We start from the raw sequence: 24,809 nt of genomic DNA, 5'->3' as shown, positions 1-24,809 counted from the left end.
AGTCTACGGGCGGGGCCCAGCCCGGCCACTCAGGCCAGTTGCAGCAGGAGCGACGGATCCTCGTCGCCGAGGCCGGATGCCGCGGTCGCGGGGTCGGTGTCCACGACCCCGCCCGACACCGTCCAGGCATCCACGTACATGCGCTCGAGCCCGACGTGACCGCCGTAGTAGCTGAGGAAGGCGCAGTCGGCGGCGTCCCGCCCGGAGGCGATGCGCACGAGTGAGCGCCGGTTGCTCAGTCGGGTCGCGTCGATGACGTACCACGCACCGTCGAGGTAGGCCTCGGCCACGGCGTGGAAGTCCATGGGGCGAAGGCCCGGCGCGTAGCACGCGGTGTAACGGGCCGGCACGTCCATGGCCCGCAGCAGCGCGATCACGAGGTGCGCGTAGTCACGGCACACGCCCTGGCCCGAGGCGAGGGTCGTGACGGCTGAATCGGTGCCCTGGCTGAAGCCGGGGGTGTACGCGGTGCTGGTGGCGACGAAGTCGTCGACGGCGGCGATGAGCTCGTGCCCCGAGAGCCCACGGAACTGCCGCCGCGCCTGGGCGAACACCTCGTCGGACTGGCAGTAGCGGCTCGGCCGCAGGTAGGTGATGGTCTCCAGTTCGCTCGCCGGCGTCGAGGGCGCCGCGGCATCGACGAGAGCCTCGTAGCGCACCTGCAGCGCGCCGGGTGTCCCCTGCAGCCGGTGCAGCCGGCTCCCCGTGGCATCCACGATCTCGGTCGCGGCGAGCAGGCGATCGCCCTGGCGGAAGGTCAGCTCCTCGTGCCGGATGGGGGCGGTGCGCGCCGCCGTGATCTGGAGGATGAGGTCGATCGACGAGCCCAGTTCCAGGTCGAGTTCGGCGGTCACTTTGCGCTGCACCGAGCTATCCTCGCACGCCGTCCGACCACGCAGCGCCGAGCCCGGGACAGGTGCGCAGACGCGATGCGCCGCGTGTCGCTCGCGGTGATCTACTCTCGAACCGTGAGCCTTCACGCGCGCACGCGAAGCCGACGCCCGGCATGGCCCCTCGTCGTGCTCGCCGCCGCCGTCGCCGCGATCTGCGTCTTCGCGATCTGGCGCCCCTGGCAGACGCCGTCGGCGCCCGCGGCCGGCATCGTGGGCGCGGCCGCCGCGGTGGCACCGGCGACGCTGGCACTGCCCGCCACCCCCCGCGTTCTCGTGTTCGGCGACTCGTGGACGTACGGGTCGGCGGCGACCGATCCGACCGACGGCTACGCGTACATCGTGGGTGAGCAGCTGGGCTGGGACGTCGTGGTCGCGGGGGTCCGCGGCAGCGGTTACCTCAAGGCCGGTCTGGACGGTGGCACGTTCGGCGAGCGCATCGCCGATCTCGACCCGGCGATGGATCCCGATCTCGTGATTGTGCAGGGGTCGATCAACGACCGCAGGCTCCCCGCCGAGGGCTACCGCGCGGCGGTGACCGCCGCCTGGGACGCCCTGGCCGCCCGCTACCCGGCCGCGCGCATCGTGATCCTGGGACCCGCCCCGCAGGTGCTGCCGGTGGAGGCGGCCACGGCCCGCATCGACGCGGACCTGCGCGACCTCGCGGGCAGCCGCGGCTGGTGGTATCTGTCCCCCGTCGCCGACGAGTGGATCACATCCGAGGTCTATCCCGACGTCATCGACACCTCCGACGTGGGCAACGACCACCCGTCCACGGCAGGTCACGCCTACCTCGCCGCACGGCTGGCCGAGGCGATCGCGGGCATCTCGGTGACGACGGATGCCGCGGCGGCCCCGACCGTGGCCCCGCTCGTCCCCTGAGGTCACGGCTCACTAACCCAGCGGACGCGCCGCTGTAAACCCCGGTGCACCCGCACGCGGCGCGTCCTAGGGTCGCCGCATGGACGCGAACTTCTCCCCTGCCCACGCCATCGTCACCGCTTCCGACTCCGGTATCGGCGCCGCGACCGCCGTCGCCCTCGCCGAGGCGGGGCTCGATGTCGGCATCACGTGGCACTCCGACGAACAGGGCGCCCAGCAGACCGCCGAGGCGGTGCGCGCCCGCGGTGCCCGCGCCGTCGTCGCGCGGTTCGACGCCACCGATCTGCACGGCGCGGCCGACGTGCTGGAGGGGCTCGCGGCGGAACTCGGCGGTGTCGATGTGTTCGTCAACAACGCCGGCGGCGGGGGCGGCATCCCCGTGCTCGACCTGTCGCTGGACGAGTGGCGGTCGACGGTCGCCCTCAACCTGGACGGCGCCTTCGTCGGGATGCAGTGGGCCGCACGACGCATGGCCACCGCCGGCCGCGGCGGGCGCATCATCGCCATCACGAGCGTGCACGAGAGTCAGCCCCGGGTGGGGTCGGCGGCCTACGTCGCCGCCAAGCACGGCCTCGGCGGTCTCGTGAAGACGATGGCGCAGGAGCTCGGCGACCGGCAGATCACCGTGAACGCCGTCGCGCCGGGCGAGATCGCCACACCGATGAACGACATGGACGCCGAGGACGCCGCCCGCACCCACCGCCCCGGCATCCCGCTCGGTCGCCCGGGACGCCCCGAGGAGATCGCGGCGGTCGTGGCCTTCCTCGCGTCGCCGGCGGCATCCTATGTGACCGGCGCGAGCTGGCCCGTCGACGGCGGCATGCTGCAGATGGGACCGCAGGCCGGCTCCCACCTCGACAGCGACCGGTGGCGTCAGGGGTGACGCGAGGCGCGTAGTCTCAAGAGGTGGGAAGACACCGAGCATGAGAATCGTCGCTTCAGCGGATTGGCGGGATGCCGTCCCCTTCGAGAACCCGGTCGTGGTCGCCGACGTCGTCCCCGGTGACCCGGCGCACTGCGTGACCTGCGGCACCGACACCGAGCCGCGTGAGCGCACCGAGCTGTGGGCGGTCAAGCACCGGCACCCGAAGCACCACGGTGGCTTCGTGCGGTTCTACTGCGCAGAGCACCTGCCCGAGATCGAGCAGCCTCCGGCACCTGTCGAGGCACCTGCACGCAAGGCCCGCGCCTCCCGCGCGGTGCGGCCCCCCGCCGCCCGGGCCGAGCGCACCCCCGCGGTGCGGCGCGTCTCGTCGGTGGACGAGGCTCCCCGGGCGATGTGCCCGAACTGCTTCGTCGAGGTGTCGGCGCTGGGGCTGTGCGGCATGTGCGGCACCTCCCTCGCGTAGAAACCCGTATTGCCGCGAGCACCCGCTGTCAATAGGGCTCCGGCATCGGCGAGGTCGGGCAACAATCGACCGATGACCGGATTTGCTGTGATCCTCCTCATCGTCGGAATCGTGCTGCTGATGCTCGGCCTGTTCGTGGAGGCCGTGAAGTTCCTGCTGTGGGTGGGCGTCTTCCTCATCGTCATCGCGATCATCGCGTGGCTCATGCGGTTCATCCGTCGGCAGACGTGACCCGGCGGCCCGGGCCGTCCGCTATCGCCAGCGTTCGCGGCTGCTCGGCGAGGGCAGCGGCTCTCGTCCGCGGCGGGCACGGGCCAGCAGCGCGAGGCGGCCCGGATGGTCCATCGCGTGCAGCACGCACGGACCGATCGCGCGCTCCCATTCCCTCGCGAACGCCTCGGCGTCCTCCCGACGCCGACCGATCTGCGACGGCACGGCGAGAAGATGCCCGTCAGGTGCCCGCCTCAGCGCCCAGCCGACAGCGGCCGCGCCACCCCGGCCGGTCTCGAGCAGGAACCGAGGGGTGCGCACCGGTCCGAGCATCTCGGACATCGCGGCGGCGAACGTGCGCTGATCGGCCGGCGATGCGGCGGGCAGCCTGATCTCGAGGGTCACCGCACCCTGCTCGGGCTGCTCGTCGATGTCGAAGTCGCCCTCGATGTCGGCCACCCGCCGCGCATGGCGGAGGGCCTGCCACACCAGCGCGGCGATGCGGCGGTGCGTGTCGATGGGATGCGCCGACTGCGCGCGGACCCGGCGCCAGGCGGCGCCCACCGGAACGGCGTACCAGACCCCCACGGCCAGCGCTGCGGCTGCAGCGATCACGCCTGCTCCTGGGGACGCCACGGTGAGCCCGGTGACCACCGAGCCCATCGCCCCGGCGACGGTCGTCGCCGTGATCGCCGCGAGGGCGCCGCCCAGCTCCCGTGCCGCCGGAACACTCGTGCGGAACACGGGCGACTCAGCCCGCCGTGGAACGAGCGCAGACACCTCCTCGCGGTCGAGATAGTCCTCGCCCACACGCCACGCCGCGCGCGTCGCCGATCGCGCCGGCACCACGGCGGCGGTGTTCACCAGGTTCACGGTCGCCGCGGCATCCTTCGCCACGACCGCATCCAGCGCCGCGCGCTGGGCGGCAGGCATGGCGATCGGCAGGCCACGCACGATGCGTGACGACGCGTCGGCGTCGAGTCCCCACAGTCGGGCGTGCTTGCGCCGCAGCCGCGCGGCGTCCGGCTGCGCGTGCAGGGGGAACGACGGCGGCAGCAGGGCCGTCACGGTCCAGTTGTGCGCGACCTTCCCCGGCCACGCCGGGTCGAGCCGCAGCGTGCGGCCTCGCAGCTGCTGGGTGGCCGCTGCGCTGGCCACCGACGTCAGGTCGATGAGGGTGTTGACGGCCGGACAGTCCCATCCCTCGCCGAACAGTCCCCGCGTGCCCACGACCACGTGCGCGTCTGCGTCGGTGAGGAGAGTCGACGCCGCGCGCACGAGAGCGGCGGTGCCGACGCCGGGAGCATGGACCTCGGACACCTCCCCCGCATCCAGCAGCGGCACGGCCGCCACGGGGACGCCGAGCGCCTCGACCAGCGCGGGTACGAGCACCGCGGCGTCGCGCGTCGCGATGCGCGTCGTCGTGCCCGTGACCAGCAGCGGGCGCAGGCCCCTGGTCGCCGCGTCCGTCACCAGGGTCGCGAAGGTGCGCAGGGCCCCCGCGCTGCCCACGAGGCCGCCGTGCCGGTTGCCGTGTTCTGCGAAATCGGTGACCACGAGAGCCCGCAGCCGCGCGTCGCCCAGGGCATCCCGCTCTGCGCGCAGGATGTCGCACGCGGCGTGATCCTTGGCCAGCGAGGAGGCGAGCATGGTGTCCACGGGGTCCCGGGTACGGCGCACCCCGCGGTCTCCCAGGCTGAAGCCGAAGTCGGCGAGAGTGCGGCGGATACGGTGCCATTGCCCCTGGCTCGCAGCGCCGGGGTCCGGCAGCAGCCGGTCCAGCGCGAATCGTGCGAGCAGTCGCAGCGCCTCGTCCGATGTGGGCGGCCGGCGCGCGAGGTCGGGCAGCCGGGAGACGAGCGGATGCTGCGGCGCCACCGTGGCCAGCATGGCCGCCGCCGCCTCGGCGCCGGCGAAGTCATCGTGGAAGGCGCGTGCCAGCAGGGTGTCGACGGCCTCACCCGCGTCGGAATCGCCGCCGGCGCGCGGACGGGCACGGGCGGCAGGCGGCCGCAGGGCGTCGGGCACGGCTTCGACCTCCTCGACCGCCGACGGCGGCTGCAGCACGTCGACGAGGAACCGCAGCCCGTGCTCTCGGGCGAAGGTCGTGCGCAGCAGCACCGCGAGCCCCTCGGCGTGGGCGACGAGGAACGCCTGTTCCTGCGCCGTCGGCTCGGCGAAGCGGACGAGGTCGCGGTAGGGCGCGAGATTGCCCTCGCGCACGACGGCGGGAACGGGAACCTCGTAGTCCACGTCGCCGAGCAGCGAGGTGTAGTTGTCGTATTGCGCTGCGTCGTCGGGCGAGGGCAGGGTCGCGGTGAGGCCGATGAGCAGCGGGGCGCGGCCGGCCGCGCGCAAGCGGCCGACGAGGGTCGCCACGACCAGGGCCCAGTGGTCCAGAAGGTGATGGCACTCGTCGAGCACGATCGTCTCGACGCCGTGAGCGACGAGCCGGTCGATGAGGGCGAGCGCGTTCGGGTGCAGCGCCGCGGCGAGCACGTCCGGGTCCTCCCGCATGAGCTGTCGTCGCACCGATCGCGACCGGCTCGCGATCCCCCGTCGAAACGCCTTCGGGTTGCGCTCGGCGAGGTCGTCCAGCCACTGCGCTGCGGCCTCCGGCGAGCGCCCGTCGGCCTCGAGCTCGTGCTGCCAGCGCTGGCGCGCGATGCCGGCGAAGGGGTTCCCCGCGTCGAGCACGCTGAGGACCTGGTAGGTCAGGGCCGTGAGCTCCGCGAGGGCGTCGGGGTGCTCCGAAACGGCGGCGGCATCGGGGGCGAGTCCGCTCGCCGCGCGCGCCCACTGCGCCCGGATCGTCGTCGTGGGTGCCAGCACGACGGTGCGTCGCCCGCGACGGACCGCCAGCAGCAGGCCCAGCAGGGTCTTCCCGGACCCCGGCGGCGCGACGATGTGCAACGCCGGGCCCGCCTCGACGTCGACCCGTTCCAGCACGTCGGCCTGATAGTGACGCAGAGAGCCCGCGAACCGCCAGCCCGCCAGTGCGGTCACGGCGGTCGGCTGCGGCATCCGCTCAGTTTATGAGCGACCGCATCGGGCCGTGCCGCGGCAGCGGGCTACGACGCCACGCGATTGACCGAGACCACCTCGATATTGAGGTCGTCGAACATCTCGAGCAGGCCCAACAGCATCGGCTGATCCAGCACGGGGCCCGTCACCCTGGTCGTGCCATCCGCGACCGGTTCGATGCGGTAGCCGTCCAGCGCCGCCACGAGGGGGGAACCGAGCCTGCCGCGGACGACGATCTCGACGGTGCGTGCGAGCATGCCACGACCTCCTCGTCCGCCGGCGCCGTCGCCCGGTATGCGTCATCGTGGGCGACGGATCTCGATCTCTCGTCACCTCTGTGGGATGATTCTGCTGCCCGCACCGCCGGCCGGCAGAAAGCCGCGATCGATGACGATCCCACGAGTCGTACCGCCACACGCAGTCGGACGCCCGGAACTGTGGGCCCGTCTGGATGCCGGGGCGAGCGCACCGCTGACGCTGGTCGTCGCCTCCGCGGGGTCGGGGAAGACCGTGCTGCTGACCCAGTGGGCGTCGTCGATCGTCGACGCCGGGGTGGTGTGGCTGGACATGACGTCGGCCGACGACGACGCCGTGCTGTTCGCCCGCCGGTTGATCGGCGAGCTGGCGCGGGCGGATGCGGCGTTGGCGGAGGTGGATTCGCCGCTCGGCGATGCCGGCGGCGGCCTCGGCGCGGCGCTGCTGGAGGCCCTCGCCGCCGCCTTCACCGAGATCGCGCGCCCGCTCGTGGTGATCTTCGACGATCTGCACCAGGTGAACAACACCGAGCTCGTGACCGATCTGTGGCGCCTCGTCGACATGCTGCCCACGGGCGTGCACTTCGTCTTCTCCTCCCGCGTGGACCTGAAGCTCGGCTGGAGCCGCCACCGCCTCGAGCATGGGCTCGTCGAGCTGCGGCAGGCGGATCTCGCGTTCGACTCCGACACCGCGGCGCGTGTGCTCGAGCAGCTCGGCCGGGTGCCGGTGGACGACACGATGGCCACCGCCGTGGTCGCCCGTACCGAAGGCTGGGCGGCCGGCGTGCAGCTCACCGGGCTCAGCCTGAGGTTCCGCACCCGACCGGAAGAGGTCGTCGACGCGCTGGCACGCAGTGACCGGCTGGCGATCGACTACCTCAGCGAGGAGGTGCTGGAGGCCCTCGAGCCGGCGCGGGCGCGGGCCCTCCTCCAGCTGTCCGTGCTCGAGGAGCTGTCGGCAGGGCTGGTCGAGGCGGTCGCGGGGGTCGACGACGGGGCCGGATTCCTCGCCGCACTGGAGGACGAGTCCCTGTTCGTCGCCCCGGCGCCCGGCACCCCCGGCCGCTACCGCTTCCATCCCCTGTTCCGTGATCTGCTGCGCTATCGGCTCCGGGAGGGCGACGCCGAGGCGGAGGGGCGCCTGCTGGCACGGGCCGCGCAGTGGCAGCTCGACCACGGCGAGCCCGACGCCGCCATCGAGTCGCTGCTGGCCGCCCGGCGGTGGGAGGAGGCGATGCACCACATCGAGGCGCGCGGCCGCGACGTCTACGAGCGCGGCTCCACCGCCGCCGTGGCGCGGTGGCTCTCGCTCGTGCCCGACGGGATCCGCACGCAGCGTCCCGAGGCGAGCGTGCTGTACGGCATCCTCGAGGGGATGTCGGGCCGGGCGGCGCTCGGCGAAGACGTGCTGCGCACTGCGCTCGACTCCCCCGACCTCCCCCCGGGACTGGTGCTGACGATCCGGGCGTTCCTCTCGGCCGGGGTGCAGTTCCGACCGCACCCCGAGGTGTATCTCGACGAGGGGCGGCGGTTCGTCGCCGAGGCCGCCCGCTCCCCCGACGCGGTCATGCCGGATCTGTTGCACCTCACCTCGCTGCCGCTGCTGCAGGCGGTGGCGGCGATCTCGATCGGACGTGCGCTGTTCCTGCAGGGCGACCTCGTCGGCGCCGACCGGTCGCTCGGCGAGGCACTCGATCTTGAGGGCGCGCACTACGGCGCGTACCGCGTGCACGCCCTCGGCAGCCTCGCCCTGTGCCGGGCGTGGTCGGGACGACTGCGATCGGCGACCGCCCTGGCCGACGAAGGGCTCGAACTGGCCAGAGAACTCACCCTGCTGCTGCATCCGTGTGCGGCCGATGCCTACCTCGCGCGGGCGCTCGTGGCCATCCAGCGCGGCGAGCCGGAGGCCGGAGCGGTGGCGCTGCACGAGGGCCACCTGCGCGCGGCGGCCAATCGGCGCGTGCAGCTGATGTGGGTCGCGCATGCGCTGTCGCGCCTGGTCGACCCGCAGAGCGTGGACTCGGTCATCGCCGCACCGTCAGGCGTCGCGCCGCCGCTCGTGGAGGACGCGATCATCGCGCTGACACGTCGGGCGGCGCGGGAGGCGGGGCACCCCACCCGCCCGGCCCGCGGGGTGCGGTGGTCCGGTGGCCTCTTCGAGGACATCGCGGGGCTCCTCACGGAGGGCGACGCGCCCGGCGCGCGTGCCCGCCTCGAGGCGGCCGTCCTCCCCGACGGCGACTCCCCCACGACGACCGTCGAAGTGAGCCTGCTGACGGCCTGGCTCGAAGCGCGCCAGGGGCGGGCGGCGAGTGCCCGGGAGCACCTCGAGCGCGCGATCGACGCCGCCGCCGGCGAAGCGCTGATCCACCCGTTCATCCGGGCGGGTGCTGCGGTGGTCGATCTCATCGAGGCCCTCCCGGGGGTGCCGCGCGGCTTCCGCGCCACCGTGCTCGCAGCGGCCCGCGCCACCCGGCGCGGGGCGCACGACGGACTGCTCGAGCCGCTGACGCCGCGCGAGCTCGACCTGCTGACGTACCTGCCGAGCCGGCTGACCAACGCGGAACTCGCCGCCCTCTGCTTCGTCTCGGTCAACACGGTGAAGACCCACATCGCCCACATCTACCGCAAGCTCGACGCGGCGGGGCGGGATGCCGCGATCGTGCGGGCCCGGGAGCTCGGGCTCCTGGACGCCGCGGATATCGCCCACAGCGGGTGACTCTCGGGCCAGGCGTGCTGCCTACGGTGCGAGCATGACTCCTTTCCCCGACGACGACGACGGCGCGGCGCCGGACGCGGCGTTGCCCGCGGTCGAGGGCGTCCCGGCATCGGCCGGTCGCCGCCCGCGTCGCGCCGTCTCGGCGTTGCTGGAACGCCCCCTGTCGGTGGCGTTCATCGCGACGCTCGGGGTGCTGGGCGGACTCGTCCTCGGCTCGGCGATCGGCTCCATCACCACGATCATCGCCTCCATCGTGCTGGCGCTGTTCGTCGCGCTGGGGCTGGATCCGATCGTGCGCCTGCTCGAGCAGCGCGGGCTCTCCCGCGGGGCGGGGATGACGATCGTGTTCGGCGTCTTCGTGCTGCTGGTCATCGCGGTGTGGGTGTTCGTGCTGCCGTCCGCCCTCGCCCAGGTCGGCCAGTTCGTGCGCGCGCTGCCGCAGGCGGTCGCCGACATGCAGCAGGCCGACTGGTTCATCGCACTTCCCACCGATTTCCAGGCGGCCGCGGCGACGATGATCGACGAGGTGGCCGCCGCCCTCACCGAGCCCGAGACCCTCGCCCTCATCGGCGGCGGCGTGCTCGCCGCCGGGGTGGGGGTCGTCAGCGCCGTGTCGGCGGGCTTCGTCGTGGTCGCGCTGACCCTGTACTTCCTCGCCGCGCTCAGCAGCATGAAGCACGCGCTGTACGCCCTCGCCCCCGCCCGCAACCGCCCCAAGCTCACCGAGCTCACCGAACGCGTCACGGCGTCGGTGGGCAGTTCGCTGCTCGGCGCGGTGACGCTGTCGGCGCTGAACGCCTGCGTCGTGCTGCTGCTGCATCTGATCATCGGGCTGCCCTACCCGGCCCTCATGGCGATGATCGCGTTCGTCATCACGCTCGTGCCGATCTTCGGGTCGGTGGTGTTCCTCGTCATCGGCACCCTCGTCGCACTGCTGTCGGATGCCACCCAGGCGCTCATCTTCGGCATCTGCTACCTCGTCTACGTGCAACTGGAGGCGTACGTCATCACACCCCGCGTGCTCAACCGGGCGATCTCCATCCCCGCGGCGCTCGTGCTCATCGCCGCGATGATCGGCGGCACCCTCATGGGCGTGCTGGGGGTGCTCGTGGCCCTGCCCGTGATGGCATCCATCCTGCTGATCCTCCGGGAGGTCGTCGTACCGGCGCAGAACCTCAAGGCGTGAGCGGGAGCGGAATCACCCGGAGCGGATGACAGCCGGTCCCGTGCTGCTTGTAGGGTCGGCGGCGAGGAGAGGGAGACGCCGATGCCTGCTGATGTGGACACCGCCGCGGCACTGCAGGCGCGGGTGGAGGCCCTCGAGGCGGAGAACGCGCGCCTGGCCGCCACGGCGGCAGGCGCCCCCGCCGACCGCGCCCCCCGGCATCCGGGTCGCCGCTGGCGGCCGATCGTGTCGGCGCTGTGCATCATCGTCGCCACGATCCTCGTGCCCGTCTCGATCGTGGCCGCGTGGGCGCGCGTCGAACTGGTCGACACCGACCGCTTCGTCGCCACGATGGGGCCGATCATCGAGGATCCCGCCGTGCAGGCGGTGCTCATCGACCGCACGACTGCGGCGATCGAGGAGCAGCTGAACCTCGAGCAGGTCACCGACGACCTCTTCGACGGCATCGCGGAGCTCGGACTCCCGCCGCGCGCGGCCACCGCTCTGGAACTGCTGCGCGCCCCGGCCGCACAGGGCGCGCAGAGCCTCATCGACCAGACCGTCACCCGGCTCGTCGAATCCGACGCGTTCGCCGACATCTGGGAGCGGGCGCTGGGCGCGAGCCACCGCGCGATGGTCGCCGTGGCCGAGGGCAGCCGCGACGGCGCCGTGAGCATCGACGACACCGGCGTGATCGGCATCGAACTCGGGCCCATCATCGCGGAGGTCAAGACGCGCCTGGTCGATCGGGGGGTGGGGCTGGCTGCGGGGATCCCCGAGGTGAACCGGACGATCGTGGTCGGGCAGGTGGACCAGGTGGCGACGCTGCGGGTCGCCTACCCCGCGGCGGTGGCGGCGGGCGTGTGGCTGCCGATCGTCACCCTTGCGCTGTTCGTCGCCGGCATCCTCATCGCGAGGCGGCGGACGACCGCGCTGCTGGGGGTCGGGGTGGGTCTGATCGTGGGGAGCGCGACGCTCGCGACGCTGATCGCGGTGGGCCCGCTCGTGCTCGGCGTCGTCGCGGCCGATCTGCAGCTGCCGGGCACCGCGATGACGGCCATCTACACGCAGGTGGTCGAGAACATGCGCCAGACCGCCGTGGTCGGCATGGTGCTGGGGATCGTCCTCGCGGTGCTCGCGTGGTCGCAGAGCCGATGGCGGTCAGCGGTGGCGTTGCGACGCGGGTGCCGGTCGGCCAATGACGCGATACGCTCCTCGCTCACGTCCCGCGGGTTCGACACCGGTGGTTTCGGACGATGGATGCAGCGCTACCGCGTGCTCGTGCGCGCGGTCATCTGCGCACTGGGGATCGTGTGGCTGTGGCTCCTGCGCCCGCTCGGGGTCGGCGAGATCGCCGGGGTGCTCGCGGTGGGACTCGTGGCGTGGTGGATCTGCGAGCTGCTGCGCACGCCGCCGGTGGTGGCGGATGCCGCCCCCGACGGCGATGCCGCGGAATCATCCGCCGAGGGTGAGGCCGAGGTCTTCGTCGCTTCATAGCGTCGGAGCCGTCAGAGACCTGACGGTGCGACACCCAGGGAGACGAGGACGACATGACCGCGACAGCCGCCAGCAGGGGCGAGGCCAGAGGCACGACCACCACCGGCTGGACGGGGTGGGCCATCTTCGCCGCGACCATGCTCATCCTCGCCGGAATCTTCGACCTGGCCTACGGCCTCGTCGCCGTCATCGGCCCGAACAGCGCCTACTTCGTCGCCGCCACCGGCGACCTGTTCCTGTTCGACGTGGCCGGGTGGGGGTGGTGGCACCTGATCTCCGGGGCGAGCCTGCTCGTCGTGGGATTCTCGCTCCTCGCCGGCGCGACGTGGGCGCGGGTCGTGGCGATCATTCTGGTCGGCCTCAACGCGCTCGGCCAGCTGACCCTGCTGCCGGTGCAGCCGTGGTGGTCGCTCATCATCCTGGCCGTCGACATCCTCGTCATCTACGCGCTCACCGTGCACGGCCGGGAGCTCTCGCACGAGCGCTGAGCCGACGATCAGAGTGCATCGCGGGAGCGCGCGTGACCCACGCGGGCTCCCGCGGTTTGCGCGCCGAGAAGCGGGGGAACGGTGAAGCCCTACCCGTTCCCCCGCTTTCCCGGGGCTCAGCCGAGGAGCTTCGCCTTCCCCGCAGCGAACTCCTCGTCCGACAGCACGCCCTGGTCGTGCAGAGCCGCCAGCTGCGTCAGCTGACCCATCAGATCGCCACCCCCGGAAGCCGGCGCGGGCGTCGGCTGCGTGGCGGGGGCGGCGTTGGCGACGGCCTGGGCGGCCGCGGCATCCATCGCCTGCTGCTGTTGCTGCGCCTGCCATGCCTGCGCCTCGGCCGCCTCCTGCTCGTTGCGCTGCCGACGCGATGCGATGCCGCCGGAGACCGCGGTGGCGGTTCCTGCGACGACCGCGGTGCGCGCCGCCAGACCGATGAGTCCCGGCCGTCCTCGTCTACCCAGCATGATCGCTCCCCTCTAGCCCACGTGCTCTGACAGATACGCGTTCACCAGCGGCGCCGGGACGCCGTACCGGCCGGCGACGAATCCGCCCGCGTCGTACAGCGCCGCAGCGAAGGCCTTCGCCCACAGCAGCTCGATCACGAGGATCGCCGCGGACGCTCCGGGCGGGACGCTGGCGGCGAGTGTTTCGATGTCCTCCTCGCCGGCGAGCCCCGGGAGGGCCAGCGCGCTGCCGGTGGTCGCGTCGTCGTCGGTGTCTTCGATCTCCAGCACCGTCAGCTCCCCCGACAGCGAGCGCGACGCGAAGACCAGATCGAGCAGATTCACCGTCCCCGACTCCACCAGATCATCGATGGCCTCCAGCACGCCGGGGCCGGGCCTGTCGCCCTCGAAGCCGATCGCGTAGAACTCGACCGGCCCGTAGCGGAACGTGGTCATGCATGCCTCCCGAAGTGTCGCAGTCCGCACGCGGTCGCGGTGTGGGGCGCCACGCGGTGATGCTCCGAGGGTCGCGGCGCGCGGCGCGCCCGACGTCATCCGAGGCGGGTGATTTGCCCGTGTCGGCCGAGGTGCGGCATCCGGAGCCGGGATCATTCGGTGTCCGAGTGCTGAGCGGCGGCGGCGGGCGGACGGAGGAAACGCTGGACGCGGCCGGGCGCGCTCCGTAGCTTCGGAGAGGGAAGCACCCGAGCGAAGGGGGACCTGTGGGCGACGACGAGGACCACGGCATCCGGAAGGCATCGGAGCCTCACACCGGTGGCCCGCCCGAGCCGTCCCACCTAGTGACCGAGGAGGGCGTGTACGGCGTCATCCTCGTGTCGGGCATGATCGTCGTCGCCGGCACGCAGTCGTTCGGAGCCTGGGAGGTGTTCGCGACCGTCGTGACCACCGTGCTGGTGTTCTGGGCCGCGCACATCTACGCCGGCACCGTCGCCCATCACGGCACCCATAACGGTCAGGCGGTGGGCCTGCGAACCGCGATGCACCTCGCGCTCGTGCGCTCGTCAGGGCTGCTGTTGGGCGCCCTGCTGCCGGCGTTGGTGCTGCTGCTGGGCGTCACCCGCGTCGTCCCCGATCTCGCAGCGATGTGGGCGGCACTGTGGGTGGGCGTCGCGGTGCTGGCCGTGATCGGGTTCGTGTCCTTCCGCAGCCGCGGCTCCAGCGTGGCCAGGAGCCTGGTCGGCTCGTTCATCACCGCCGCCTTCGGCCTCGCGATGATCGTGCTGAAGAGCTCCCTGCACTGACGCGCGCCGCCGCGCCCCACCCCGCACGCCGTGAGACGAATCCGGGGCGCCGAGACCGTGGGTGATACCCACCGTCTCGTCCACCGGCATTCGTCTCACGGATGGCGGGAGGGTGTCCCGCGCTGAAATGTGCCCCCGACAGGAGTCGAACCTGCGACCTACGGTACCGGAAACCGGCGCTCTATCCACTGAGCTACGGAGGCGTACCGATCGAGACTATCACCGCCGAAGGGCCCCTCCGAGCCGCGGGCACCGGCACCACGCAGATCGCCCCGGAGCCGAAGCTCCGGGGCGATCATTGCGTGTGTCGGTTTCCGTATCCGGTCACCTCTCGGTTTCCACGTTTCCGTTTTCTTCTCGCTACCCAGAAACTACTCCGATCCCCCGCGGGATCAAGGTTTCGCGGCCAACTCGCCTCACCCTCTCGTGGAAGGTGAAGGATGCGGCATCCGCTGCCTACTCGGTGCTGACGAGCTTGAGCCCGACGATGCAGCCCACGAGCCCCAGGATGAGCAGGAACTTCACGATCGAGAAGTCCTCGTCACCGGTGACCATCGCGTAGACGACGGTGAGGGATGCCCCGATGCCGACCCACACGGCATAGGCGGTGCCGGTGGAGATGTCGCGCATCGCCCAGGCGAGCCCGCCCATGCTCATCACCAGCGCGACCCCGAACACGACCGACGGCCAGAGCTTCGTGAAGCCCGCCGATTTGCCGAGTGCGGTCGCCCAGACGGCCTCCAGCACTCCCGACACGATGAGAACGATCCACGCCATGACACAGCCCTCCACGGCCAGTCTTGTCGCTCACCGGGTACTGAACCCTCGTCCGGGGATCCGGTCGGGATCCGTCGTCGATGCTAGCGCGACCCGCTGGGCACCGCCTGGGCAGCGCGGCGCGCCGCGTCAGGGCGAGACGAAGAAGATCGCGTCGAGCAGGCCCGGGTTGTGGGCGTGCACCAGCACCGCGAACACGACCGCGTCGAACAGCAGGTGCACCGTGACGACGTAGGCGAGCGAACGCGTCCGCAGGAAGATGTACCCCTGCAGCAGGGCGAACGGAACGGTCAGGGCGGGCCCCCAGGCGCGGTAGCCGAGCTCCCACAGGAACGACACGAACACGATCGCCTGCAGCAGGTTGGCCGACACATCGGCGAAGTGTCGGCGCAGCAGTGCGAACACGGTGCAGATGAAGAACAGCTCGTCCCAGATTCCGACGGCCCCGACTCCGACGAACAGCCGCGCGATGAGGTCGGGGGTGTCCACGACCGGCCAGTTCATGTAGACGCCGGAGGTGATGAAGTAGAAGGGCAGGATCAGCCAGCCGAGCACGAGCACGAGCACGAGCCACACCCACTGGAACGTGGTCCAGCGCCCGCCCCCACGCCATGGGAACGAGATGGCCCGGTCCCGGTAGACCCACCGCGACACGACGTACGGCACGAGCACGGCGCCGCCGAGCGCGAGGGTGAAGCGCACCATCGCGGCGTTGTCGAGCTCGGCCTTCAGATCGATGAGGCTGACGATGATCAGACCGGCCGCGATGAGCGACAGGTCGCGCAGGAGCGAGGGCGGCCGCACCCCGGATGCCGCGAGCGCGACCGGCGTGGCACGTGTGCGCTCCACGACCGCCGCCACGACGAGCCCCGCCACCAGGAGCGCCCAGCCGAGCCACGGCAGCAGCAGGACGTAGAACGCCGGCGCGGCCAGGCACACCAGCAGTGCCGGCGCCGTGGCGAGGGAGACGTACGGCCGCGCCGGGGCGACCGCCGTCTTCACGAGCGGTCCTTGCGGCGGTAGACGAGGTCGCGGATGTCGCGGCCCTTCGCGGTGCCCTTGCGTTCGAAGGCGGTGACGACGCGCCCGTCGAACCTCGGCGCCCACTCCCCCTCGAAAGCCGGCTCGAAGTCGGCGGCATCCGCCATGACGTCGCGCATCTGCAGCGCGTAGTCCTCCCAGTCGGTCGCGAGCCGCAGCACGCCGCCGTCACGCAGCGCCCGCGCGGCGAGCGCAGGGAACGGCGGGGCGACCAGGCGCCGCTTGGTGTGCTTCTTCTTGTGCCAGGGGTCGGGGAAGAACACCCACAGTTCGTCGACCGACGCCTCCGGCAGCAGGTGCTCGAGCACCTCGGGGGCGTTGGCCTCGACCACGCGGAGGTTGCGCGCACCGACGCGGTCGGCGTCGAGCATGGTGCGCGCGAGCCCCGCCTTGAACACCTCGACCGCGATGAAATCGGCGTCGGGCCGGGCGGATGCCGCGTGCACGATGGCGTGCCCCTGCCCCGAGCCGATCTCGACGATCAGGGGGGCCTCGCGCCCGAACACGCCCGCCGGGTCGATCTCCGACCCCGCGCGCACGCTGGTGGTGGCGCCGTCGCGCGGCACCGGCAGCGCGTAGTGCGCGGCCAGTTCGCTCCAGGCGCGCTCCTGCGCTTCGGACATGCGGCCGCTGCGGCGCACGAAGGAGACCGTGCGCTTGCGGAACACGGGGGCGTCGGAGGCGTTCGGGTCCGCGTCGGGCTCAGGATCCGGCATGCCCCCAGGCTACCGGGGCCGTCCCGTGCGCCCGCACGCGGCCGGGGTCACCCCTCCTGTGTCACGAAGTCGATCAGCTGCTCCACGCGGCCCAGCAGCGCCGGGTCGAGGTCGCGGAAGGTGTGGACGCTCCCGAGGATCCGCTGCCACGCCCGCGCGATGTCGGCCTGCTCCTCGGCCGGCCAGCCCAGCGCCCGGCAGACGCCCGTCTTCCAGTCGGTGCCGCGCGGCACCGTCGGCCAGGCGGGGATGCCGACCGCGCGCGGGGTCACGCACTCCCACACATCGACGTGGGGGTGCCCGACCACCAGCACGTGCGCGCCGTGCGGGCCGCGGGCGACGGCATCCGCGATGCGCTGCTCCTTCGACCCCGGCACGAGGTGGTCCACCAGCACGCCGTAGCGGCGCTGCGGCCCCGGCGGCTCGTCGCGGAGGGTCTGCTCGAGCAGGTCGACGCCCTCGAGGTACTCCACGACGACACCTTCCACCCGCAGGTCCGCGCCCCACACCTTCTCGACGAGCTCGGCGTCGTGGCGGCCCTCCACGAGGATGCGGCTGGCCCGGGCGACCCGCGCGCGCTCCTCGGGGGCGGCGAACGATCCGGATGCCGTGCGCGTGCGCGGCTTCGGGGCGGCGCTGGGTGCGACCAGGCGCACCGCGCCTCCGTCGATGAGGAAGCCGCCGCCGAGCGGGAACTGCCGGCGCCGGCCGACGCGGTCCTCCAGCTCCACGAGCCCCGACTGGATGCCGGTGACCGCACCGCAGAACCCGTCGCCTGCCACCTCCACCACGAGGTCGCGCGCAGCGGCCACCTCGGGGATCGGGCGGCGCCCGGCGGTGCGCCATCCTGCGGCGAGCACGTCGCCGCCGTATCGATCGTCCATGAGTCCTCCGGGGGTCAGAGCGTACCCGCCGCCGCCGACGCCCCCTCCCCGACCCGCCGCGCGCGAGCGGGTGCCGTCTCATCGGGACCTCACAGGCGGTGAACTATCGCCGGTTCGCGGCCTCTGAATAGACTCGGGACGAGGTGCCCGAAGGGCCCTCGGAAGGGGACACGATGCGCAGGCGCTGGGCCTTGGTGCTCACGACCGTTCTGGCGGTACTCATGTCGGCGGGTGCGGTGACGGCGTCGGCGACCGACCCGGTGCAGCTCGGGTCGTCGCACGTGCTCGACCAGGCCGGTGTGCTCAGCGCCGGCGAGGTCTCCGGCGCCGAAGATCGCCTCGACGGCCTTTTCGAGGCGACGGGGGTCGACCTGTTCGTCGTGCTGGTGGACGAGTTCACCGACCCCGCCAACAGCCAGGAGTGGGCGGACGCCACAGCCCTCGGCAACGGCCTGGGACAGAAGCAGTATCTGCTCGCCATCGCCACCGAGGGGCGGCAGTACTACATCTCCGCCGACGACGGCGGGCCGGTCAGCGAGGCCGACCTCGCCGCAACCGAGGAAGCCATCCTGCCGTTGCTGCGCGACGACGACTACAGCGGCGCGATCCAGCTGGCCGCCGACCGGTTCCAGGAGGACCTCACCAGTTCGGGTGGCGGGGGCGCGTGGCTGTGGATCGTGCTCGGCATCGCCGTGGTGGGCGTGGTCGTCTTCGTCGTCGTGCGCTCCCGCCGTCGGGGCGCTTCCGGCGGCCCGCAGGCGGCGCCCGTGGAGCAGATCTCCACCGAGGAGCTCGCCCGTCGTGCGTCGTCGGCACTCGTCGCCGCGGACGACGCGGTGCGCACGAGCGAGCAGGAGCTCGGTTTCGCGCGGGCGCAGTTCGGCGATGCGGCGACCGTCGAGTTCGCGCAGGCGCTGACGGCGGCCAAGGACAACCTCAACAAGGCGTTCACCCTCAAGCAGCAGCTCGACGATGCCGAACCCGACACCGAGCAGCAGACCCGCGAGTGGAACGCCGAGATCCTGCGACTGTGCGAGGAGGCGGACGCCGACCTCGACGAGAAGGCCGCCGACTTCGACGAGCTGCGCAAGCTCGAGCAGAACGCCCCCGAGGCGCTCGCCCGTGTGCAGGAGCAGCGCACGGCCGTCGCCGGCGCCCTCGACGCCGCCGCCGCGACGCTGCAGACGATGCGCGGCACATACGCGCCCGAAGCACTCGCCACGATCGCCGACAACCCCGAGCAGGCCCGAGAACGACTCGCCTTCGCCGATGAGCAGCTCGCGCACGCCGCAGAATCGGTGGCCTCGGGCGACGGCGGGGCCGCGGCCGTCAGCATCCGCGCCGCCGAAGAGGCCGTCGGACAGGCGCAGCTGCTGGAGGATGCCATCGGCCGCCTCGCCGCCGACCTCTCCCAGGGCGAGAAGGATGCCGCGGCGCTCATCGCCGACCTCGAGCAGGACATCGCCGCCGCGGGGGCCCTCCCCGACCCCGACGGTCAGATCGCCGCCGCCGTCGCCGCGACGCGGCAGCAGGTCGACACGGCCCGCACGAACCTCGTCTCCACCGCGAAGCGGCCGTTGGTGACCCTGCAGGCACTGGAGGCGGCCAACTCCCGCATCGACGGCGTGGTCGCCTCGGTGCGCGACAGTCAGGCCCGCGCCCAGCGCGCGCGTCAGATGCTCGGCCAGCAGCTCACGCAGGCGCAGGCGCAGGTCTCCGCCGCGGAGGACTACATCACCGCCCGCCGCGGCGCCGTCGGCGCGCAGGCCCGCACCCGGCTCGCCGAAGCAGGCGCCGCCCTCGTGCAGGCGCGCCAGCTCGAGCAGACCGCGCCGGAGCAGGCGCTCCCCCTGGCCCAGCGCGCGAACCAGCTCGCCGCGCAGGCGATCCAGTACGCGCAGACCGACGTCGGCGGCTTCGGCGGCGGCGGTTACGGCGGCGGCGGGGGTGGCGGCGACAACGGGATGCTCGGCGCCGTACTCGGCGGTATCGTGATCAACTCCCTGCTCGGCGGCGGAGGCGGCGGCCGCAGCCGCGGCGGCCCCCCGATGGGCGGCTTCGGCGGCGGCATGTTCGGCGGTGGTGGTGGCGGCAGCAGTCGCGGCCGCAGCGGCGGCGGCAGCTTCCGCTCCGGCAGCTTCGGCGGCGGCGGCACCCGCGGCCGCCGCGGAGGGGGGCGCTTCTGATCCTCCGGGCCCGCCGCGACGCGGCATCCAAGACCACCCGACGTCAACTCGACAGGAAGGCACCACCCATGGCAAAGCAGTCCATCTTCGGTCGCATCTCGACCCTCATGAAGGCGAACATCAACGCGCTCCTCGATTCCGCCGAGGACCCGCAGAAGATGCTCGACCAGCTCGTGCGCGACTACACCAACTCCATCGCCGAGGCCGAGTCGGCCATCGCCGAGACGATCGGCAACCTGCGTCTGCTGGAGCGCGACCACCAGGAGGACGTGCAGGCGGCCACCGAGTGGGGCAACAAGGCCCTCGCCGCCAGCCGCAAGGCCGACGAGCTGCGCGCGGCGGGCAACCTCGCCGACGCCGACAAGTTCGACAACCTCGCCAAGATCGCGCTGCAGCGCCAGATCAGCGAGGAGAACGAGGCGCGGGCCATCGCGCCGACCATCGCGACGCAGTCCGAGGTCGTCGAGAAGCTCAAGGACGGCCTCAACGGCATGAAGGGCAAGCTCGAGCAGCTGAAGTCCAAGAGGTCCGAGCTGCTGGCCCGCGCGAAGACCGCCGAGGCCCAGAACAAGGTGCACGACGCCGTGCGGTCGATCGACGTGCTCGACCCCACGAGCGAGCTGGGCCGGTTCGAGGACAAGGTGCGTCGCCAGGAGGCCCTGGCCGCCGGCAAGCAGGAGCTTGCGGCGTCGTCGCTCGACGCGCAGTTCAACCAGCTCGAGGACGTCGGTGAGCTCACCGAGGTCGAGGCACGCCTGGCCGCGCTGAAGTCCGGCGCTCCCGCGAAGGCGATCGACTCCGGGATCTGATCCCGCACACCGAACGGGCGCCGCTCCTCCGGGGGCGGCGCCCGTTCGCGTTGCCGGGCGGGGACCGGCCGATCCCGGCGGTGGCACGCGGCGGCGTCTTCCCCGGCGAAGGGCGCGACAGGCCAAGATGGAGGCATGACCCGGTTCATCGTCGTGCCGCAATGGCAGGGCTCGCCCTCGTCGCGCGCCATGCTCCTCGTCGACGGGGCCGAGGCGATCGCCGGCGACCTGCCGCGCGCCTCGTGCACGCGCGTCGAGGTGCCCCTGGAGGCCGGTGAGGCACTCGGCACCCGCGTGCAGCGGCTGAGCGCGCTCACCCGCATCCAGTCCCTCGTCGCCGAGACCCTCGCCCCGATCACCGAGCACGCCGTCGTCGTGGGCGGCGACTGCGCCGTCGCGGTGCCGGCGATCGCCCACGCCGCCGCACGCATCCCGAACCTCGCGGTCCTCTGGTGCGACGCGCACGGCGACCTGCACGACCCGGACTCCTCCCCCTCCGGCGCCTACGCGGGCATGGCCCTGCGCGCGGTGCTCGGCGAGGTCGACCCGCTCGCGCCGACGGCCGCCGTCGCGCCCGAGCGCGTCGTGCTCGCGGGGGCACGGGACCTGGATGCCGCCGAGGAGGCGTTCCTCCAGGGCTCCGCCCTCACCTTTCTGCCGGCCTCCGCGTTCGACGACGCCGAGGCACTCGCCGACGCGGTCGCCGCGACCGGGGCCGAGGCCGTCTACGTGCACGTGGACCTCGACGTGCTCGATCCGGCAGCGATCACGGGGGTGGGCTCGCCCGTCCCGTTCGGGGTCGAGACGCCCGCGCTCGTTGGGGCCCTCGGACGGCTGCGGGAACGGATGCCGCTCGTGGGCGCATCACTGTCGGGGTTCGCGCCGTCGACGCCCCACGCGGCCGTCGGCGATCTCGGTGCGATCCTGCGGATCATCGGGGCGCTCGCGTGAGCCCGATCCCCACCCCGCCCGCCGACTGGCGCGAAACGGCCGACCGGGTGGTGACGCGCGCACAGCGGTGGGACCGCTGGATTCCGGCATTTCTCCTGGACTCCCCCATCAGCCGTCTCGGCTACCTCTGGGGCACGGCGGTCGGGTGGATCTGGGGCGGGCTCTGGTCGACGGGACGTGTGGAGCGTCGCGGCGGGCTGTGGATCTTCCGCGGCATGCCGTCCTGGACCTACGGCCGCGGTGGCGTGTGCGTCGGCGGCTGCTTCCTCACCGGTTCCGGGCGCGTCCCGGCGAGTCTCATCGCCCACGAAGCGGTGCACAAGCGCCAGTGGCAGCGCTACGGCGCGCTCATGCCGGTGCTCTACCTGCTGGCCGGGCGCAATGCGCTCACCAACCGGTTCGAGATCGAGGCGGGCCTGGAGGACGGCCGCTACGTGGCCCGCGGGGCGTGAATCAGCGGGCGGTCGCCAGGCCGAAGCGCTCGGGGGTGCGGATGCCGTCGGCGGGCATGCCGAGGCGACCCGTGAGGTGGTCGACGATGTCGGCCGTGCCGAGGTAGCCGCCGAGCAGGAACACCCGCGTCGCGTGGTCGTCGGTGCAGAGCATCTCGTCCGCCCAGGCGGTCACGGCGCGCGTCAGCGCGGCGCCGGGTGCGCAGCCGCGGCCGGTGCCGGGCGCGCCGGAGCGGCGCGAGCGGTCGAGCCACGTGACGATCATGCGCGGGGGCACCGCGAGGTCGGTCGGCCACGTGTCGTCGGGCACCTCGATGAAGACGCGTCCGGTCGAGCACAGCGGCAGCGTGGCGATGAGGGCCTCGAGATCGGCGAGGGAGTGCTCGTCGGCGGTGATGAGGTGCTGCACGCGCGTGTGCCGGGTCGCCCGGCAGGCGGCGGCGTTGTGGTCGACGGAAGTCATGGCATCCTCACGATAGCACTTCTGAGGGTTGCCTAACCTGAGTGGATCAGTCGCCGCGGACGAGCACCGCACCGAGCTCGGCGATCTCGTCGTCGGCGAGCCCATGGGCGCGCAGGAACTCCACCGGTGCGCCGTAGCGCGCCCGCAGTCCGTCCAGCAGCGTGCGCATGGCGGCGGCGGGCGATTTGGTCGCCAGCTCCTCCAGATAGCGGGCCTCGGGATGCTGCGCGCGCAGGTATGCCAGCACCTGGGCGTTGCGCCGCGCCGGCAGCAGCGCCTCGGTGCGCGCGTAGTCGGCGATGACCGCGTCCTCCTCCACCCCCGCGGCGGCGAGGGTGAGCGCGACGGTCACACCGGTGCGGTCCTTGCCCACGGTGCAGTGCACGAGCACGGGCTGGTCGGCCAGCACGCCGCGCACGACCTCGACCACCCGGTCGGCTGCTTCGTCGAGCATCGAGCGGTAGAAGTCGTCCAGGCCCACGTCGCGCTCGAAGAAGGAGGTCGCCGAGCCGAGGAACAGCGGCACCCGCAGGGTCTCGAGGCCGAGCCCTTCCACGAGCGAGGGCTCGAGGGCGATCTCGTCGTCCGCGCGCAGGTCGATCACGCGCCGGAGCCCCAGTTCGCGCAGCGTCGCGCGGCCGGCGTCGTCGAGCCGGGCGAGGTTGCCCGAACGGAACAGCACCCCCGACCGGGTGACCCCCGACCCGGCGGGCAGCCCGCCGACGTCGCGGAAGTTCAGCGCACCCGAGACGCTCCAGGCGGCATCCGTCATGCCTGCTCCCCCTCGCGCGGCGGCACGGGGTAGCGTCCGGCGATCGCGATCCGGTTGAACGCGTTGATCGCCACCAGGATCCAGCTGAGCGCGACGTACTCCTTCTCCGAGAGGATGCCGCCGACGCGGTCGTACACCTCATCGGGCACGCCCGCCTCGTGGATGAACACGTGCGCCTCGGTGAGTTCGAGCGCGGCGCGCTCACGCTCGGTGAACACCCCGGAATCGCGCCAGACCGCCACCTGCGCGATGACGTCGGCCGTGACCCCTGCGGCCTCCGCGCGGTCGACGTGCACGCGCACGCAGAACGAGCAGCCGTTGAGCTGCGAGGCGTGGATCTGCACGAGCTCGCGCAGGCGCACGTCGAGCCCGGCGTCGTCGGCCACCGTCCCCACCGTCTTGGAGAAGGCGTCCAGTGCGCGATAGGCCTCGCGCGCGGACCGGGAGAGGTGAACACGGGCTGCCTCGGTCATGTTTCGACCCTATGCCCGCCCCGCCGCCGGAAGCGGGCAGAATGTGCGGGTGAGCGATCCCGACGATGAGTTCTCGTTCCTTCCCGCGCAGGCCGCCGAGCTCGGCGTGCCCGCGGTGCCGCAGGTGCAGCGGCTGCAGCTGACCCTCGACGACGGCCGCACGCTGAGCGCACTGCGCTACGGTGCCCCCGCCGGGCCCGAAGTGACCCTGCTGCACGGCGCGGGCCTGAACGCCCACACCTGGGATGCCACGGTGCTGGCGCTCGGCGTCCCGGCCCTCGCGCTCGACCTCCCCGGCCACGGCGACTCGGCGTGGCGTGACGACGCCGATTACTCCCCCCGCAGCCTCACACCCGACGTCATCCGCGCGATGCGCGAGTGGACCGACCGTCCGCAGGTGCTCGTGGGCCAGTCACTGGGAGGCGTGACGGCGGCGGCCGTCGCGGCGGCGGCGCCCGAGCTCGTGCGCGCCCTCGTCATCGTCGACATCACCCCCGGCGTGGAACCCGCTGCCGGCCCGTCCCAGCTGCGTGAGTTCTTCGCGGGCCCCACCGACTGGGCCTCCCGCGACGAGCTCGTCGACCGCGCGCTGGCATTCGGGTTCGGCGGCGGCAGCCGCGAGGCCACCGCCCGCGGCGTCGCCCTCAACTCCCGCATCCGCCCCGATGGCCGCGTGGAATGGAAGCACCACTACGCCCACCTCGCCGCCGCACGCGCCGCCGACCCCGACGCCGCGGCCGCCGCGCGCGCGGGGCGCGCCACCGCCGACATCGGTCGCGATGTGCTCATGGCGGCGAGCTGGGGCGACTTCGAGGCGGCATCGGTCCCCCTCACGCTGGTGCGTGGCGCACGGGGGTATGTGACCGAGGCGGATGCCGCGGAGTTCGCCCGCCGGCTCCCCGACGCCACCGTGGTGACGCTTCCCGCGGGACACAACGTGCAGGAGGAACTGCCCCGCGAGCTGGGGCTGCTCGTCGCTGATGCGGCGTCGCGTCGTGGCCCCGCTCGCGCCGAAGGCCCCCCGGATACCCGACCAGGGCCGCGCGGAGCCTAGGCTGTTACGCGCACAAGAGTACGCAGGAGGCCTCGGACAGCGATGATG

General features: G+C 72.6%; 26 protein-coding genes, 1 tRNA gene and 1 riboswitch. Of the genes, 14 read left to right on the top strand and 13 right to left on the bottom strand.

Annotated features, from left to right (window positions below):
- Positions 1-29 precede the first annotated feature (29 nt).
- Positions 30-866 carry a transglutaminase-like domain-containing protein gene (locus tag ACFVR6_RS13935; protein ID WP_386964038.1) on the bottom strand — a complete coding sequence of 279 codons (837 nt, stop codon included), beginning with the start codon at positions 864-866 and terminating at the stop codon, positions 30-32.
- Between the two features lie 102 nt (positions 867-968).
- On the opposite strand from ACFVR6_RS13935, the gene ACFVR6_RS13930 reads away from it, so the two are divergent.
- The 4 genes from ACFVR6_RS13930 (at position 969) to ACFVR6_RS13915 (ending at position 3,352) form a co-directional block, all read left to right on the top strand.
- Positions 969-1,772 carry an SGNH/GDSL hydrolase family protein gene (locus ACFVR6_RS13930; RefSeq protein ID WP_386964036.1) on the top strand — a complete coding sequence of 268 codons (804 nt, stop codon included), beginning with the start codon at positions 969-971 and terminating at the stop codon, positions 1,770-1,772.
- Positions 1,773-1,851: 79 nt separating this feature from the next.
- Positions 1,852-2,655, top strand: coding sequence for an SDR family oxidoreductase (locus ACFVR6_RS13925; RefSeq protein WP_386964034.1), 804 nt, complete (start codon positions 1,852-1,854; stop codon positions 2,653-2,655).
- A gap of 40 nt (positions 2,656-2,695) precedes the next feature.
- Positions 2,696-3,121 (top strand): glucose-6-phosphate dehydrogenase, encoded by a 426-nt coding sequence (locus ACFVR6_RS13920; RefSeq protein ID WP_386964032.1) that lies wholly within the window; start codon positions 2,696-2,698, stop codon positions 3,119-3,121.
- Between the two features lie 72 nt (positions 3,122-3,193).
- Positions 3,194-3,352 carry a hypothetical protein gene (locus ACFVR6_RS13915; protein ID WP_386964030.1) on the top strand — a complete coding sequence of 53 codons (159 nt, stop codon included), beginning with the start codon at positions 3,194-3,196 and terminating at the stop codon, positions 3,350-3,352.
- A gap of 21 nt (positions 3,353-3,373) precedes the next feature.
- On the opposite strand, the gene ACFVR6_RS13910 is transcribed toward ACFVR6_RS13915, so the two are convergent.
- A complete protein-coding gene (locus ACFVR6_RS13910) occupies positions 3,374-6,355 on the bottom strand; it encodes a hypothetical protein (RefSeq protein ID WP_386964028.1) in 2,982 nt (993 codons plus the stop codon).
- A 47-nt stretch (positions 6,356-6,402) separates the two neighbouring features.
- Positions 6,403-6,612, bottom strand: coding sequence for a hypothetical protein (locus ACFVR6_RS13905; protein ID WP_386964026.1), 210 nt, complete (start codon positions 6,610-6,612; stop codon positions 6,403-6,405).
- A gap of 130 nt (positions 6,613-6,742) precedes the next feature.
- Between ACFVR6_RS13905 and ACFVR6_RS13900 the strand changes: the two genes are divergently transcribed.
- The 4 genes from ACFVR6_RS13900 (at position 6,743) to ACFVR6_RS13885 (ending at position 12,478) form a co-directional block, all read left to right on the top strand.
- Positions 6,743-9,328 carry a helix-turn-helix transcriptional regulator gene (locus ACFVR6_RS13900; protein WP_386964024.1) on the top strand — a complete coding sequence of 862 codons (2,586 nt, stop codon included), beginning with the start codon at positions 6,743-6,745 and terminating at the stop codon, positions 9,326-9,328.
- A gap of 34 nt (positions 9,329-9,362) precedes the next feature.
- Positions 9,363-10,514 (top strand): AI-2E family transporter, encoded by a 1,152-nt coding sequence (locus tag ACFVR6_RS13895; RefSeq protein WP_386964022.1) that lies wholly within the window; start codon positions 9,363-9,365, stop codon positions 10,512-10,514.
- 81 nt (positions 10,515-10,595) lie between these two features.
- Positions 10,596-11,990: a hypothetical protein gene (locus ACFVR6_RS13890; protein WP_386964020.1), complete on the top strand. Its 1,395-nt coding sequence runs from the start codon at positions 10,596-10,598 to the stop codon at positions 11,988-11,990.
- Between the two features lie 53 nt (positions 11,991-12,043).
- Complete coding sequence (locus tag ACFVR6_RS13885) at positions 12,044-12,478, top strand: DUF7144 family membrane protein (RefSeq protein ID WP_386964018.1); 435 nt, start codon at positions 12,044-12,046, stop codon at positions 12,476-12,478.
- Between the two features lie 116 nt (positions 12,479-12,594).
- Here ACFVR6_RS13885 and ACFVR6_RS13880 read toward each other — a convergent pair whose 3' ends face one another.
- Both ACFVR6_RS13880 and ACFVR6_RS13875 read right to left on the bottom strand, forming a co-directional pair.
- Positions 12,595-12,942 (bottom strand): SHOCT domain-containing protein, encoded by a 348-nt coding sequence (locus ACFVR6_RS13880; RefSeq protein WP_386964016.1) that lies wholly within the window; start codon positions 12,940-12,942, stop codon positions 12,595-12,597.
- Between the two features lie 12 nt (positions 12,943-12,954).
- Entirely contained in the window at positions 12,955-13,377 is a 423-nt protein-coding gene (locus ACFVR6_RS13875; protein ID WP_386964014.1) for a DUF6325 family protein, read from the bottom strand.
- Between the two features lie 344 nt (positions 13,378-13,721).
- Here ACFVR6_RS13875 and ACFVR6_RS13870 point away from each other — a divergent pair, with 344 nt between their 5' ends.
- Positions 13,722-14,183: a hypothetical protein gene (locus ACFVR6_RS13870; RefSeq protein ID WP_386964012.1), complete on the top strand. Its 462-nt coding sequence runs from the start codon at positions 13,722-13,724 to the stop codon at positions 14,181-14,183.
- 130 nt (positions 14,184-14,313) lie between these two features.
- Here the strand turns inward: ACFVR6_RS13870 and ACFVR6_RS13865 are convergent.
- The 5 genes from ACFVR6_RS13865 to ACFVR6_RS13845 all read right to left on the bottom strand — a co-directional run bounded on the left by ACFVR6_RS13865 (position 14,314) and on the right by ACFVR6_RS13845 (position 17,601).
- A tRNA-Arg gene (locus tag ACFVR6_RS13865) sits at positions 14,314-14,386 on the bottom strand.
- A 253-nt stretch (positions 14,387-14,639) separates the two neighbouring features.
- Positions 14,640-14,960 carry a DMT family transporter gene (locus ACFVR6_RS13860; RefSeq protein ID WP_386964010.1) on the bottom strand — a complete coding sequence of 107 codons (321 nt, stop codon included), beginning with the start codon at positions 14,958-14,960 and terminating at the stop codon, positions 14,640-14,642.
- A gap of 12 nt (positions 14,961-14,972) precedes the next feature.
- A riboswitch (guanidine-III (ykkC-III) riboswitch) is annotated at positions 14,973-15,036 on the bottom strand.
- 53 nt (positions 15,037-15,089) lie between these two features.
- Positions 15,090-15,962 (bottom strand): CPBP family intramembrane glutamic endopeptidase, encoded by an 873-nt coding sequence (locus ACFVR6_RS13855; protein ID WP_386964008.1) that lies wholly within the window; start codon positions 15,960-15,962, stop codon positions 15,090-15,092.
- The gene (gene trmB / locus ACFVR6_RS13850) at positions 15,959-16,717 is read right to left on the bottom strand and encodes a tRNA (guanosine(46)-N7)-methyltransferase TrmB (protein ID WP_386964006.1); all 759 of its coding nucleotides are present in this window, start codon (positions 16,715-16,717) and stop codon (positions 15,959-15,961) included. Before trmB ends, ACFVR6_RS13855 begins: the two co-directional genes overlap by 4 nt.
- A 47-nt stretch (positions 16,718-16,764) precedes the next feature.
- Positions 16,765-17,601: a DUF3097 domain-containing protein gene (locus ACFVR6_RS13845; protein ID WP_386964004.1), complete on the bottom strand. Its 837-nt coding sequence runs from the start codon at positions 17,599-17,601 to the stop codon at positions 16,765-16,767.
- A gap of 173 nt (positions 17,602-17,774) precedes the next feature.
- On the opposite strand from ACFVR6_RS13845, the gene ACFVR6_RS13840 reads away from it, so the two are divergent.
- From ACFVR6_RS13840 to ACFVR6_RS13825, 4 genes are all read left to right on the top strand, one after another.
- Positions 17,775-19,787 carry a TPM domain-containing protein gene (locus ACFVR6_RS13840; RefSeq protein WP_386964002.1) on the top strand — a complete coding sequence of 671 codons (2,013 nt, stop codon included), beginning with the start codon at positions 17,775-17,777 and terminating at the stop codon, positions 19,785-19,787.
- A gap of 68 nt (positions 19,788-19,855) precedes the next feature.
- Positions 19,856-20,596 carry a PspA/IM30 family protein gene (locus ACFVR6_RS13835; protein WP_386964000.1) on the top strand — a complete coding sequence of 247 codons (741 nt, stop codon included), beginning with the start codon at positions 19,856-19,858 and terminating at the stop codon, positions 20,594-20,596.
- Between the two features lie 135 nt (positions 20,597-20,731).
- A complete protein-coding gene (locus tag ACFVR6_RS13830; RefSeq protein ID WP_386963998.1) occupies positions 20,732-21,547 on the top strand; it encodes an arginase family protein in 816 nt (271 codons plus the stop codon).
- A complete protein-coding gene (locus ACFVR6_RS13825; protein WP_386963995.1) occupies positions 21,544-21,999 on the top strand; it encodes a Fe-S oxidoreductase in 456 nt (151 codons plus the stop codon). The genes ACFVR6_RS13830 and ACFVR6_RS13825 overlap by 4 nt, the downstream gene beginning before the upstream one ends.
- 1 nt (position 22,000) lies before the next feature.
- Here the strand turns inward: ACFVR6_RS13825 and ACFVR6_RS13820 are convergent, their stop codons facing one another.
- From ACFVR6_RS13820 to ACFVR6_RS13810, 3 genes are read right to left on the bottom strand one after another with little or no spacing between them, the layout of a single operon-like run.
- Positions 22,001-22,462 carry an SIP domain-containing protein gene (locus tag ACFVR6_RS13820; RefSeq protein WP_386963993.1) on the bottom strand — a complete coding sequence of 154 codons (462 nt, stop codon included), beginning with the start codon at positions 22,460-22,462 and terminating at the stop codon, positions 22,001-22,003.
- A gap of 46 nt (positions 22,463-22,508) precedes the next feature.
- Positions 22,509-23,234, bottom strand: coding sequence for a tyrosine-protein phosphatase (locus ACFVR6_RS13815; RefSeq protein ID WP_386963991.1), 726 nt, complete (start codon positions 23,232-23,234; stop codon positions 22,509-22,511).
- Positions 23,231-23,707, bottom strand: coding sequence for a carboxymuconolactone decarboxylase family protein (locus tag ACFVR6_RS13810; protein ID WP_386963989.1), 477 nt, complete (start codon positions 23,705-23,707; stop codon positions 23,231-23,233). Before ACFVR6_RS13810 ends, ACFVR6_RS13815 begins: the two co-directional genes overlap by 4 nt.
- 43 nt (positions 23,708-23,750) lie before the next feature.
- Here ACFVR6_RS13810 and ACFVR6_RS13805 point away from each other — a divergent pair, with 43 nt between their 5' ends.
- Positions 23,751-24,761: an alpha/beta fold hydrolase gene (locus tag ACFVR6_RS13805; RefSeq protein ID WP_386963987.1), complete on the top strand. Its 1,011-nt coding sequence runs from the start codon at positions 23,751-23,753 to the stop codon at positions 24,759-24,761.
- The last annotated feature ends 48 nt before the right edge of the window (positions 24,762-24,809 follow it).

This window comes from Microbacterium sp. NPDC058021 (assembly GCF_042885955.1).
In the GTDB taxonomy this organism is placed as follows: Bacteria; Actinomycetota; Actinomycetes; order Actinomycetales; family Microbacteriaceae; genus Microbacterium.
The sequence above is the reverse complement of the archived record's forward strand: the minus strand, read 5'-3'. Positions and strand labels throughout refer to the sequence as shown.